This window comes from Arthrobacter sp. NA-172 (assembly GCF_043952055.1).
Taxonomy (GTDB): domain Bacteria; phylum Actinomycetota; class Actinomycetes; order Actinomycetales; family Micrococcaceae; genus Arthrobacter.
In genome coordinates, this window is record NZ_JBINOT010000001.1 from 938,746 (window position 1) to 951,964 (window position 13,219).

General features: G+C 62.9%; 8 protein-coding genes and 3 pseudogenes. 4 read left to right on the forward strand and 7 right to left on the reverse strand.

Annotated features, from left to right (window positions below):
- Positions 1–28 precede the first annotated feature (28 nt).
- Positions 29–880: a sulfurtransferase gene (locus ACF0H6_RS04725; protein WP_395248646.1), complete on the reverse strand. Its 852-nt coding sequence runs from the start codon at positions 878–880 to the stop codon at positions 29–31.
- A 115-nt stretch (positions 881–995) separates the two neighbouring features.
- Here ACF0H6_RS04725 and ACF0H6_RS04730 point away from each other — a divergent pair, with 115 nt between their 5' ends.
- Positions 996–2,084 (forward strand): PLP-dependent cysteine synthase family protein, encoded by a 1,089-nt coding sequence (locus ACF0H6_RS04730; protein WP_395248647.1) that lies wholly within the window; start codon positions 996–998, stop codon positions 2,082–2,084.
- 11 nt (positions 2,085–2,095) lie between these two features.
- On the opposite strand, the pseudogene ACF0H6_RS04735 reads toward ACF0H6_RS04730, so the two are convergent.
- Positions 2,096–2,753, reverse strand: a pseudogene (locus tag ACF0H6_RS04735) (MBL fold metallo-hydrolase).
- 109 nt (positions 2,754–2,862) lie between these two features.
- On the opposite strand from ACF0H6_RS04735, the gene ACF0H6_RS04740 reads away from it, so the two are divergent.
- Complete coding sequence (locus ACF0H6_RS04740) at positions 2,863–3,345, forward strand: Fur family transcriptional regulator (protein WP_395248648.1); 483 nt, start codon at positions 2,863–2,865, stop codon at positions 3,343–3,345.
- On the opposite strand, the pseudogene ACF0H6_RS04745 reads toward ACF0H6_RS04740, so the two are convergent.
- The 5 genes and pseudogenes from ACF0H6_RS04745 to ACF0H6_RS04765 form a co-directional block, all read right to left on the reverse strand.
- A pseudogene (locus tag ACF0H6_RS04745) lies at positions 3,342–4,263 on the reverse strand (metal ABC transporter permease). The gene ACF0H6_RS04740 and the pseudogene ACF0H6_RS04745 overlap by 4 nt on opposite strands.
- Positions 4,264–5,097: a metal ABC transporter ATP-binding protein gene (locus tag ACF0H6_RS04750; RefSeq protein WP_395248649.1), complete on the reverse strand. Its 834-nt coding sequence runs from the start codon at positions 5,095–5,097 to the stop codon at positions 4,264–4,266.
- A gap of 122 nt (positions 5,098–5,219) precedes the next feature.
- The gene (locus tag ACF0H6_RS04755) at positions 5,220–6,164 is read right to left on the reverse strand and encodes a metal ABC transporter solute-binding protein, Zn/Mn family (protein WP_395248650.1); all 945 of its coding nucleotides are present in this window, start codon (positions 6,162–6,164) and stop codon (positions 5,220–5,222) included.
- A gap of 131 nt (positions 6,165–6,295) precedes the next feature.
- On the reverse strand, positions 6,296–7,366 hold the full coding sequence (locus ACF0H6_RS04760; RefSeq protein ID WP_395248651.1) for a hemolysin family protein: 1,071 nt from the start codon (positions 7,364–7,366) through the stop codon (positions 6,296–6,298).
- Positions 7,363–8,750, reverse strand: a pseudogene (locus ACF0H6_RS04765) (hemolysin family protein). Before ACF0H6_RS04765 ends, ACF0H6_RS04760 begins: the two are co-directional and overlap by 4 nt.
- On the opposite strand from ACF0H6_RS04765, the gene ACF0H6_RS04770 reads away from it, so the two are divergent.
- Entirely contained in the window at positions 8,700–8,831 is a 132-nt protein-coding gene (locus tag ACF0H6_RS04770; RefSeq protein ID WP_395249953.1) for a hypothetical protein, read from the forward strand. The pseudogene ACF0H6_RS04765 and the gene ACF0H6_RS04770 sit on opposite strands and share 51 nt — an antisense overlap.
- Positions 8,832–9,371: 540 nt before the next feature.
- Positions 9,372–13,172: a multifunctional oxoglutarate decarboxylase/oxoglutarate dehydrogenase thiamine pyrophosphate-binding subunit/dihydrolipoyllysine-residue succinyltransferase subunit gene (locus ACF0H6_RS04775; RefSeq protein WP_395248652.1), complete on the forward strand. Its 3,801-nt coding sequence runs from the start codon at positions 9,372–9,374 to the stop codon at positions 13,170–13,172.
- Positions 13,173–13,219 lie beyond the last annotated feature (47 nt).

The following is a 13,219-nucleotide window of genomic DNA, read 5'->3' on the forward strand; positions in this document are numbered from 1 at the left end:
CATTGGCCCGGTTCATCGGCCTGGTTCATTAGCCCGCGGATCCAAGCGGCTCGGCTCCGGTGACTACGGGGTTGGAGTCAAGCGAGGACCACTGCGAAAAGGATCCCGGGAAGAGCGCCGCCCTGAATCCGGCAATCTCGAGGGCGGCGATTTCATGGGCCGCCGTGACACCGGAGCCACAGTAGACTGCAACCTTGCTGCCATCGTCCACGCCCAGGCCTGCGAACCTGGCGCGGAGCTGGTCCGGCTTGAGGAAGCTGCCGTCCGGGCCAAGGTTTGCGCTGGTGGGGGCGCTCAGCGCGCCGGGAATGTGTCCGGCCCGGGGATCGATGGGTTCGATCTCGCCGCGGTAGCGCTCCCCCGCCCGGGCATCGAGAAGAATTCCACGGCTGTGCCAGTCCGCTGCCTCGTCCATGCTGATGGCATCCATGTGGCCGTGTCCAAGCACGACGTCGCCCGGAACCGGCGGTTGCTCGTCCTGCGCCAGCGGATAGCCGGCCGAGCGCCAGGCGCCCAAGCCGCCGTCGAGCAGTAGCACGGAATGGAAACCGGCATCGCGGAGCAGCCACCACAACCGCGCCGCAGCGGTGCTGCCACTGTCGTCGTAGGCCACTACGGTGTCGCCGTCGTTGATGCCCCAGGCACGGGCGCTGCGCTGCAGCGCCGCAGTGGGCGGCAGCGGGTGCCTGCCCTGGCCCTCGGCGGTGGGATCCGCAAGTTCATTGTGCAGGTTCACGTAGACGGCGCCCGGGATATGGGCCTGGCGGAAGTGCGAATGGCCGTGGGGATCGCCCAGAACCCAGCGGACATCGAGCAATACGGTCCGCCGGCCCGCATCCATGCGGTCCTTGAGCGCGGCTACGTCAATGAGGGTGGCCATCAAATCTCCTTCGTTGTGCAGTAGCTACCAGACGACTATCGAGCTGCTGCGCTGCAGCTGCCGACCGGCTCCCAGCCTATCCTTGGGCGGCAGACAGCGCCGGTAGGCTGGATCGGTGAGCACTCTACGCAATCAGGACCGGGCTTGGGCCAGCGAAGCAATACGCCGAATCGAGGCCGAGAACAACCGCTCGGCGGATACGCACCTCTATGCCGTCCCCCTCCCCGAACACTGGGGTGTCCAGCTCTATCTCAAGGACGAGTCAACCCACCGTTCCGGCAGCCTCAAGCACCGCTTGGCCCGCTCACTCTTCCTGTATGGCCTGGTCAACGGCTGGATCACGGAGGGGACCACCATCGTCGAGGCTTCCAGCGGGAGCACAGCGGTCTCCGAAGCGTACTTCGCCCGGCTGATCGGGCTTCCGTTCATCGCTGTGATGACCCGGACAACCAGCCCGGAAAAGATTGCCCTCATCGAGGAATTCGGGGGCGCCTGCCTACTGGTGGACCATGCCTCCGAGGTCTACGCCATGGCGGAGGACGTTGCCCGTACGTCCGGCGGTTATTACATGGACCAGTTCACTTACGCTGAGCGCGCTACCGACTGGCGGGGCAACAACAACATCGCGGAATCGATTTTCGAGCAACTCGCCCTCGAAGAGCATCCGGTCCCCGAGTGGATCGTGGTGGGTGCCGGAACCGGCGGGACCAGCGCAACGATCGGCCGGTATTTGAGGTACCACTGCCACCAGACCCGGCTAGCCGTGGTCGATCCCGAAAATTCCGCGTTCTACCCCGGCTGGCGCGACGGCGTGCCGGACTACTCCACAGGCATGCCCTCCAGGATCGAAGGCATTGGACGGCCGCGCATGGAGCCCAGTTTCGTTCCGGCCGTCATCGACACCATGATCCAGGTTCCGGATGCTGCCTCCGTGGCCGCCATGCGGCAATTGCACCGGCTCGCAGGGCTCCATGCCGGACCGTCCACGGGAACCAATCTGTGGGGGGTCTGCCAGGTGGTCGCCGACATGGTGGCACAAGGGAAGCGCGGCAGCATTGTGTCCCTCATGTGCGACGCCGGCGATCGTTACGCGGGAAGCTATTACAACCCGGACTGGCTCGCCGAACGTGGCCTGGATCCTGCTCCCTACGAGGCCGTGCTGGCTGACTTTTTCGAAACCGGCACCTGGCCGGGCAATATATAGCCAGCTTCCGGCTAAACCTCCACCGAGTCCCGCGGCGACAGCCGCGAGTAACTGGTGCCGTACTTCGCGCCGATCCTGGTCACGTGGGCTTCCACGAGGCCACGGCCGAGTTCGTTGAGCAACGCGTCGTGAACCGGATAGGCCTTGGGCGCCCGGACGGCGATCACAAAGTCAACCACTTCGCCCACTTTCGAGCCAGGGCGCGTGGAGGGGAACCAGCAAGGTCTGTACGTCAATGCCGTCGGGCACAACAAAAGAGTCTCCCGGGTGGAAGACGTTTTCGTCCACCAGATAGCCGATGTTGGCCACTACGGGAATCTGCGGGTGGATGAGGGCATGCTGGCCTCCGAAGGAACGCACGGCAAAGCCGCCCGCCTCAAAAGAGGTTCCCGGTTCGACGGCGTGCACGCGGCCGCCGTCGTCCCCTGCCTTGTCAGCAAGCTGGGAAGCGAGACCAGAGGGCGCATGCACCTGCAGTCCGGGGTTTCCTTTGAGCGCTTCGACGACCGCGTCGGCATCCACGTGGTCCGCGTGCTCGTGCGTGATCAGCACGGCATGAGCGCCCGTGAGCGCTTCCGCCGACTCTGAAAAGGTACCGGGATCAATCGCCAGGACCTGGCTGTCCTTTTGCAGGCGGACACAAGCGTGGGTGAACTTGGTGAGCTTCATGAAGCCAGCCTAGGGGCGGTCCTCCGGCGCTGTCCACGAACCGGGGCCGAAGCGTGGCCGGCTGGTAACCTTGGTGTCTGCGAACATCCACATCGAAATGAGTCCACGAATGTCAAACGGCGCCAGTGCCGCCACGTCCGGGCCCGCAGCCCAGCCGCTTCCGGTTGCAAAGGATCCCGCCGTCAAGGAGCAACGCGTCACTAAGCAGCGCTTGGCTGTCAGCGCCGCCTTGGACGAACTGGACGACTTCGTGAGCACCCAGGAACTGTACCGGCTGCTCCAGAACAACGGTATCTCGGTATCTTTGGCCACGGCCTACCGGATTCTGCAGTCGCTCGCCGATGATGGCCTGATCGATGTCCTCCGCAATGCCGAGGGTGAGGCGGTCTACCGACGCTGCGCGGTCACCGGCCACCACCATCACTTGCTGTGCCGCAATTGCGGCAAGGCGGTCGAAGTGGAGGCCCCCGCCGTCGAGACGTGGGCGGCGAGGGTGGCAGCAGAAAACGGCTATACGGCAGTGGCGCACACCGTGGAGATTTTCGGACTCTGCCCTGAGTGCACCGCCAAGAAGGCCGCGGGCCAGCTCTAGCTGGCTACCGACCGATCCTCTGCCGTTTGGGCGATGGCAGCCTGATGTGGACGGACCACCCTGCCGTTGATTCCGCGTTTGGCGCGCACGTTGCCCATGATCCGGCACACCACGTAGATCAGGAACGACAACGTGGTGACATACGGGCTGATCGGGATGCTGCTGCCGAGCGCCAGGAGGATGCCGCCCACCGTGGCCGTGATCGCAAAGAGGACGCTCAGCAGGACAACCAGCCGTGGTGACGTGGTGACCCGCAGGGCGGCCGCCGCCGGAGTGATCAGCAATGCCAGCACCAGCAGGGCGCCGACTATCTGGATAGACAAAGCTACGCTGACACCGAGCAACACCATGAAGGCAATCGCCAGGGCGCGAACCGGCACTCCCCTGGCTTCCGCCATTTCGGGGTCGACGCTGGCGAAGTTGAGGGGCCGCCACATTGCGGCTAACGCGATCATGACGATCACGGCCGTGCCTGCCAGAACCTGGAGCTGCACCGTGTCCACGGAAACGATCTGGCCCGTCAAGAGCCCGAACTTATTGGCCGCCCGGCCCTGGTAAAGCGCCAGGAACAAGATCCCGAGGCCCAGCCCGAACGGCATGATGACGCCAATGATCGAGTTCTTGTCCCGTGCCCGGACGCCCATGAGTCCCAACAGAAGCGCGGCCGCAACGGATCCTGCAAGCGAACCGAAAATGATGTCCGCTCCAACAAGCAAGGCGAAGGAGGCACCCGCGAAGGACAATTCCGAAATGCCGTGAACCGCGAAAGCGAGGTCCCGCTTCATGACGAAAGTGCCGACGAGCCCGCCGAGCAGGCCCAGGACGGCACCGGCCCAGATGGAATTCTGCACCAATGCCAGCAGTTCGCCGTAGTTTTCAAAGTTGAAAGATGGCGTGAAGGATGCTTCCGAGGTCCATTTAGTGCCCCTCGTCCACGCCTGCGTGCGCGTCATCGTGGTAGTGCGTGGTAGCGTCCGGGAGCCCGACGACGACGATCCTGCCGTTCGCGCGGATGACCTCCACATTGCTGTTGTACAGCTCGGACAAGACCTCGGTGGTCATGACCTCTTCCGGTGTTCCCACCCTGAACCTGCCTCCTGCGAGATAGAGGACACGGTCAACATATTCAATGACCGGGTTGATCTCGTGGGTCACGAACACCACTGCGCTGTTCCGATCGTGGCATTGTTCGTTGATGAGGGAGCTCACGGCCTGCTGGTGGTGCAGATCCAGGGACAGCAGCGGTTCGTCGCAGAGCAGGAGCTCAGGCTCCGCGGCCAGCGCCTGCGCCACCCGGAGCCTCTGCTGCTCTCCCCCGGACAATTGGCCAAGCGGCACGCGGGCGTAGTCGCTCGCCCCGACCAATTCCAAGAGACCGTCAACACGCTCGTTGACGGCCCTGGCGTTCATCCGCAGGCCCCAACGGTGGCCGTCGACGCCCAGGGCAACCAAATCCCTGGCACGCAAGGGCGCGTCGGGGGCAAAAGACTTCTGCTGCGGAACGTAGCCGATCTTCCGGCTGCCCCGTTCCACGGGAAAGCCGCTCACCGTCACTGTTCCGGCATGAAGCTTCTGCAGGCCGAGCAGCACCTTGAGGAAGCTGGTCTTGCCGCTGCCGTTGGGACCAAGCACGGCAAAGAACTCGCCTGCTTGGATATCCACATCGAGATCCTTCCACAGGGCCCGTTGGCCAAATTGGAGACCCGCGCCGCGAAGGCTCACTACCGGTGTCAAAAAGAATCCTCGATCCATGGGGTTCGCGAAGCTATGCTGCTGGCGGCCCGCGCTTGGATGAAAAGAGAAGGCCCCGCAGCCGCCCTGTATATCTTAGGACGATTGCGGGGCCTGCCTGTCCTTATTGTGCTTGGGGCCGTCTACTTGCTCAGCGCGGCTGCCACGTTGCTCACATTGGCTGTCATCCAGGTGACGTAGTCCTTACCTTCCGGGAGCGTTTCCGTGAAACCGACAACCGGAACTCCGGCAGTTGATGCTGCGGCCTTCAGCTTTTCCGTCTCGGCGCTCGCGGTCTGCTCGTTGTATGCCAGGAAGCGAACGGCTTTCGAGGTGATCAGATCGCTCGTTTCCTTGACCGCTGCAGGCGGAACGTCCGAGCCCGCTTCAATCGCATGGCTAAAGGCTTCCGGTGTCTTGTTTTCCAGGCCCGCAGCGTCAAGCAAATAGCCCGGGACAGGCTCGGTGATGGCTACCGGAGCGGAAGCCTTGGAAGCCTTGATCTCAGCGACTTTGGCGCTCAGCCCGGTCAGCGAGGCCTTGAACTTGTCCGCGTTGGCAGTGAAGGTCTTGGCGTCGGTGGAGTTCAAGCTTCCGAGCTTCGCGGCCACGGCATCGGCCACCTTTCCCATAGCGTCAAAGTTGTACCAGACATGCTCATTGAACCCTTCCGGTACCGCTGCAGGAGATGCGCTGCTGGTGCCCGCGGGCAGGAGACCGGATGCGTTGACGGCGGTAATGATTTTGTCCGCCGGGACTTTACTGTCACTGCTGAGCTTGGTGAAGAAGTCGTCATAGCCTGCGCCATTGTCGATCAGCAACTGGGCCTTGGAGATGGCCAGCTTGTCCTGGGTGTTTGCCTCGTAGGAGTGCGGATCCTGGCTGGTCTTGGCGATGATGGACGTCACGGAAACTTTGTCACCGCCGACCGTCTTGACGATGTCGCCGTAGACACTCGTGGAAGCGACCACATTTATCGCGCCTGTTGAGGACGACGGCGCCGTCGCGCCGGGTGCCGCGCAGGCGGCGAGCAGAACGGCAAGTCCAGCGGAAGCGGTCAGTGAAAAACGGGCGGCGAGACGTCGCACGGGAACCTCGGATCTACTCTAATGAGAATCAAGCACAATAGTTGGCTCACTGAGTCTATCCATAAATGGGAATGATTCCTATTTAGGATTTGAGAAAGCCCTTGCCGGCCTCTTGAGGGCCGGCAAGGGAGCTATCCGGACTCTGATCCGCCCAGCCTCCGGATCCCCGTTGCCTGGGTCGCATCCCGGATCTCGCCAACCAACTGCTCGATAACGTCCTCCAGGAACAACACACCCAGCGTCGCCCCACCTGTGCCCACAACACGGCCAAGGTGGGACCCTGTCCGCTGCATGACGGACATGGCATCCTCAATCTCGTCTTCAGGAGCGAGGTTCACGAGGGACCGAATCCTGCTTTCCGCAATCGGATAGCGTTGCCCTTCCTCCGGGATGGAGAGCACATCCTTGATATGCAGGTAGCCAGTCAGCGCGCCGTCGTCGTCCAGCACAGGGAAGCGCGAGAACCCGGTGCGGCTCACAACCTTCTCGAGTTGCCGCGGCGTAGAGCCAGGCTTGAGCATTACCAACTTGTCGATCGGCACCATGATGTGTGCCGCTGTGTGCTCAGAGAATTCCAAGGCACCGCTTAGCAATCCTGCGCCGTCGGCCACCAATCCGTGCCGCGTCGATTCCTGGACGATTGACTGCACCTCTTCGAGCGTGAAAGAGGAGGTCACCTCATCCTTCGGCTCGATCTTCATCAGCCGCAGGATGTGGTTCGCCAACCAGTTCAGTGTCCAGATAACGGGCTTCACGAACCGGGCGATATGGACCAGCGGAGGTGCGAGCAACAACGCTGCCTTGTCCGCTACGGAAACCGAGATGTTCTTGGGGACCATCTCGCCAAAGGTTACGTGCAGGAAAGTCACCGCCAACAAGGCAATCGCGAAAGCGATGACGTCCGCCAGTTCAACCGGGACACCCACGGCCTCTAGAGGCGCACCGAACAGGTGGTGGATGGCGGGCTCGGCCACTTGGAGGATGAGCAAGGAGCAGACGGTAATGCCGAGCTGGGCACAGGCCAACATCAGCGAGACGTTCTCCATCGCATGCAGTGTGGTCTGAGCGCGCTTGGAACCGTCCCGGGCCAAAGGCTCGATCTGGCTGCGGCGCGCAGACATCACCGCAAACTCCGCGCCCACAAAAAAGGCGTTGCCGATCAACAGCACCACGAGCCACAAGATTCCAGCCCAGTCACTCATGCTGCACGGCCTTTGCGGTTGGATTTGGCTGCGGAGTTGCGCACAGCGTCGCCGGCGGACTTGCCGCTGCTCCTGGCCGCCCGCTTGCTGGCTTGCTTACTGCTTTGCCATGCGGCCGAAGCCAGATCCACCGCCCCGCCTTGGTCATCATCTTCATCGTCAGGGCCGAGCACCGTGGGATGGAAACAGATGCGGTCGATCCGGCGCCCGTCCATGCGGGTGACGGACAGGGTGCCGCCGCCTGCTTCGACAGCATCGCCAACAACGGCGATCCGCCCCAGTTGGCTCATGACATAGCCGCCCACTGTTTCATACGCGGGATCATCAGGAACCGTCAGGCCCGGGATCTGTTCGCTGACTTCGTCCGGGCGCAATAGTCCGGGAAAGTACCAATCCCCGGAGGCACTTTGCAGCAAGCCCGGCCGGACCCTGTCGTGTTCATCCGCCACTTCGCCCACAATTTCCTCCACCAGGTCCTCAAGGGTTGCAATCCCTGCGGTTCCGCCGTATTCATCGAGCACGACGGCGAGTTGCAGGTTGCCCTCGCGGAGTTCCAGAAGCAGGGAGTCAAGATGGATGGTTTCGGGAACGCTCAAGACCTCAGACATGATGGCACCGGCCTCAAGGCGGCCCCTGCGTTCCGCGGGAACGGACACTGCTTTCTTGATGTGCACCACGCCGCGGATGTCATCGGCGGAATCACCAATGACCGGAAAGCGCGAATATCCCGTGCGCCGGGCAGCCTCGATGATGTCCGATACCGGCTGATCGGCGTCGATGGTTTCCATGCGGATGCGCGGCGTCATGACATCGGCCGCCGTGCGGGCTGAGAATTTCAGCGTCCGCGCAACGAAGTTTGCCGTTCCGGCGTCGAGGGTCCCCAACTCTGCCGAACGGCGCACCAGGGACGCCAGTTCAGAAGGCGAGCGGGCGCCCGAAATCTCTTCTTTGGCCTCGAGCCCCACGAGGTTGAGCATCTTGTTGGAAAAACCGTTGAGCACCACGATGGCGGGTTTGAAGACGGCCGTGAACACGAGCTGCGGCCGGGCCAAGGCGCGGCCCAGGGAAACGCCAAGGCGATGGCCATGTTCTTGGGGACGAGCTCACCGATCAGCATCGACAACACCGTGGCGAAGACCATCGCGAGGATGAGTGACAGGGACTCCGCGGCGGCCTCAGGCATTCCCACCCAGAGCAGCGGCCCATGCAGGAGGTAGCCGACCGACGGCTCCATGACGAAGCCGGTCAGCAAAGTGGTCAGGGTGATCCCCAATTGGCAGCTCGAGAGCTGCGTTGATAAGGATTTAAGGCACTTGAGGAGCGCGACGGCGGCATGGTCGCCGTCGTTGACTGCTCTTTGGACGGTCGCCTGGTCCAGTGCCACAAGAGAGAATTCGACGGCGACGAAGAAGCCCGTGCCAAGAATCAGGAGCACGCCGGCGAGAAGGAGCAACCACTCCATTAAAGGCCACCACCGGATGCAGCAGACAGCCGGGAAAAACGCCGGCGAACGTTAGAGGCTGGTTGACCCGGCGGGGGTTGGTCGGACGCAGCGGATGAACGATCCGCTGCCGCGCCGGCCTGGAGCTCCGGGGTGCGATGGGCATGTGTACGGGCATTGCCGGCTCGACGGGTGCGCTGCGCGGAGGTTGCCAAGCGGCTTCCCCTGCAGTTCCCAGGCCGGCACCTAGAATTACTGTCCATAAGAACTCCAGTCTACAGTCCGGCAGCCTGGCGAATTCACCAGCCATAGCAAGGCCAGCAGGCGTCTGAACAGTTGCCAGCCGCGGAAAAACACAGGAAAATCGGCCCCCCTCAAAGTGCGGGGCACGGCGCAAATCCGGATTGACATGATTTAGGTCACCACTATTGGCAGATAGACGTCGCACGTCACTAGACTGGCTAGGGTCTGAGTTCGCGGGACCCAGACCCTGGCTTGCCTTTGCATCCCTGCAGTTTCCCGGGCCAGCTGGAAATCAACACTCATGGAAGAGGCGTATTTCAAGTGCCAGAGCAGCCAAGCCACCGTCTACCCGAGGAATTTGGCGGAAACGAGTGGCTCGTTGACGAACTGTACGAGCGGTACCAGCAGGACAAGAACTCGGTGGACGCCAAGTGGTGGCCGCTTTTCGAATCCTTCGATACCGCTGACGGCACTTCTTCCAACGGAACCTCCGCAGCCCCTTCGAATCCTCCCACTCGTGAACTTCCTGTCGTGGCACAGGCCGCCGCAACGGCAATGACGCCGATTGCGCCCGTGGTTGCCCCGGCAGCCGCCTCCACACCCGCTCCGGCTGCTCCCGCGCCGGTCAAGAAGGCTCCGGCTACTGTCGCCAAGGACGGCGCACAGAAGGTGTCCGACGGCAGCCAGTCCCAGCCGATTCCGGCACAGCTTCCCAAGAGCACCAAGGCTCCCACCCCGCCGGAAGAGGACGTCGTCTCCGTCCTCCGGGGCCCGGCCAAGGCCATTGCCACCAACATGGTCATGAGCCTCGAAGTTCCTACCGCGACGAGCGTCCGGGCCGTGCCCGCAAAGCTCCTGATCGACAACCGCGTTGTCATCAACTCCAACCTTGCCCGTGCCCGCGGCGGCAAGGTCTCCTTCACCCACCTCATCGGCTACGCAGTGGTCCGCGCACTGTCCCAATTCCCGTCGATGAACGTGTACTACGACGAAGTAGACGGCAAGCCCGTTGCCGTGCAGCCCGCACACGTCAACTTCGGCATCGCCATTGACATGCCCAAGCCCGACGGCACCCGCCTCCTGATGGTTCCCAACATCAAGAAGGCCGAGACCATGAACTTCGCGGAGTTCTGGCATACCTACGAAGACCTCATCAAGCGCGCCCGCAACGGCAAGCTCACGGCCGACGACCACGCGGGCACTACCGTCTCCCTGACAAACCCGGGTGGCATCGGTACCGTGCACTCCGTGCCCCGGCTCTCGAAGGGCCAGGCCGCCATCATCGGCGTCGGCGCGCTCGACTACCCGGCTGAATGGCAAGGCGCCAGCGAGAAGATCATCGCCCAGAACGCCATCAGCAAGATCCTCACCCTGACGTCCACCTATGACCACCGCGTCATCCAGGGTGCCGGCAGCGGCGAATTCCTCAAGCTCGTCCACCAGCTGCTCCTCGGTGCCCAGAACTTCTACGACGAGATCTTCGAAGCCCTGCGCATTCCCTACGAGCCCGTCCGTTGGAGCCCCGACCTCCAGGTCGATCCCGCTGACGAGATCAACAAGGTCGCCCGGATCCAGCAGCTGATCCACTCCTACCGGGTCCGCGGCCACCTCATGGCAGACACGAACCCCCTCGAATACGTCCAGCGCAAGCACCCGGACCTCGATGTCCTGACCTATGGCCTCACCCTGTGGGACCTGGACCGCGAGTGGCCCACCGGCGGTTTCGGCGGCAAGCCGATGCTCAAGTTCCGCGACATCCTCGGCGTCCTTCGCGATGCCTACTGCCGGACCACTGGCATTGAATACATGCACATCCAGGAGCCTGAGGAACGCAAGTGGTTCCAGGACCAGGTGGAACACCCGTATTCGAAGCCGAGCCGCGAAGAGCAGCTGCGCATCGTTTCCAAGCTCAACGCAGCAGAGGCTTTCGAAACGTTCCTGCAGACCAAGTTCGTGGGCCAGAAGCGCTTCTCCCTCGAAGGCGGCGAATCCCTGATTCCGCTGCTGGACACCATCATTTCCGACGCCGCCGACGACGGCCTTGACGAGGTTGCGATCGGCATGGCCCACCGTGGCCGGCTCAACGTGCTGACCAACATCGCCGGCAAGACCTACGCCCAGGTTTTCCGCGAATTCGAAGGCACCCAGGACCCCCGCTCCGTGCAGGGCTCCGGCGACGTCAAGTACCACTTGGGCACCGAAGGCACCTTCACTTCGGACAACGGCAATGAGACCAAGGTCTACCTCGCCGCCAACCCGTCCCACCTTGAAGCAGTGGACTCCGTGCTTGAAGGCATCGTCCGTGCCAAGCAGGACCGGCTGGACCAGGGCGAGGCATTCCCCGTGCTGCCCATCATGGTTCACGGCGACGCCGCCTTCGCAGGCCAGGGCGTAGTGGCAGAGACGCTCAACCTCTCCCAGCTGCGTGGCTACCGCACCGGTGGAACCATCCACATCGTCGTGAACAACCAGGTCGGCTTCACCACCGCCCCGTCGTCCTCGCGCTCGTCCACCTACTCCACCGACGTTGCCAAGATGATCCAGGCACCGGTCTTCCACGTCAACGGAGACGACCCCGAGGCCGTTGTGCGCATCGCGCAGCTTGCCTACCAGTTCCGCCAGCGCTTCCACAAGGACGTCATCGTGGACATGGTGTGCTACCGCCGCCGCGGACACAACGAGGGCGACGACCCCTCGATGACGCAGCCGCTCATGTACAACCTGATCGAGGCCAAGCGTTCCGTCCGCAAGCTCTACACGGAATCCCTCATCGGCCGTGGCGACATCACCGAGGACGAAGCCGAACAGCTCCTCCGCGACTACCAGGAACGCCTCGAACGCGTCTTTGCCGAGACCCATGCGGCGCAAACGTCGCCGATCCCGATCATCACGGCGGACTCCGCTGCGGTTTCCGACATCGAGCGTCCCATCGCCCAGCAGGCGGACTTCGGCACCAACTCACCGACGTCTACTGCCATTTCGGCCGAGATGCTCCACCGGATCGGCCAGGCGCACCTGGACATTCCGGAGGACTTCACCGTTCACTCAAAGCTCAAGCAGCTCCTGGAGAAGCGCGAGCAGATGTCCCGTGAGGGCGGCATCGACTGGGGCTTCGGCGAGATTGCGGCCTTTGGTTCGCTCAGCATGGAGGGCGTCCCCGTGCGCCTCGCAGGCCAAGACTCCCGGCGCGGCACGTTCGTGCAGCGCCACGCGGTCTTCCACGACCGCGCCAACGGCAGCCAGTGGATGCCGCTTGCGAACCTCAGCGATGACCAAGCCAAGCTGTGGATCTACGATTCGCTGCTGTCCGAATACGCCGCTATGGGCTTCGAATACGGTTATTCCGTGGAACGCCCGGATGCGTTGGTGCTCTGGGAAGCCCAGTTCGGCGACTTCGTCAACGGCGCACAGACCATCATTGACGAATTCATCTCCTCTGCCGAACAGAAGTGGGGCCAGCGTTCCTCACTCGTGCTGATGCTGCCGCACGGCTACGAAGGGCAGGGACCGGACCATTCGTCCGCCCGGATCGAACGATTCCTACAGATGTGTGCCGAGGACAACATGATCGTGGCCAATCCCACCACGGCTGCCTCGCACTTCCACCTGCTGCGTCGCCAGGCATACAGCCGTCCGCGCAAGCCGTTGATCATCTTCACCCCGAAGCAGCTTCTGCGCCTCAAGGCTGCGGCTTCGGGGGTGGAGGACTTCACCACGGGCGGCTTCAACCCGGTCATCGGTGAGCACGAGAACTTCGATGCGCAGAAGGTCGACCGAGTGATCCTCGTGTCCGGCCGCCTCTACTACGATCTGCTGTCGAACCGCCAGAAGACCGGCGATACCTCCACCGCGATCGTCCGCGTCGAGCAGCTGTACCCATTGCCCCAGGCTCAGATCGAGGCGGAACTGGCCAAGTACCCGAACGCGGACATCGTCTGGGCACAGGACGAGCCGGCCAACCAGGGCCCGTGGCCGTTCATTGGCTTGAACCTTCCGCAGGCATTGGAGCGCCACGTCCGCCTTGTGTCGCGTCCGGCGTCGGCCTCCACCGCGGCCGGTTCCATGAAGCGCCACAGCGCGGAGCAGGCCACTTTGCTGAAGCAGGCATTCGAACGCAAGTAAACTCTCAATACAGAAAGCCGCCCGGCTGGAGGTTCAATACCCGCTTC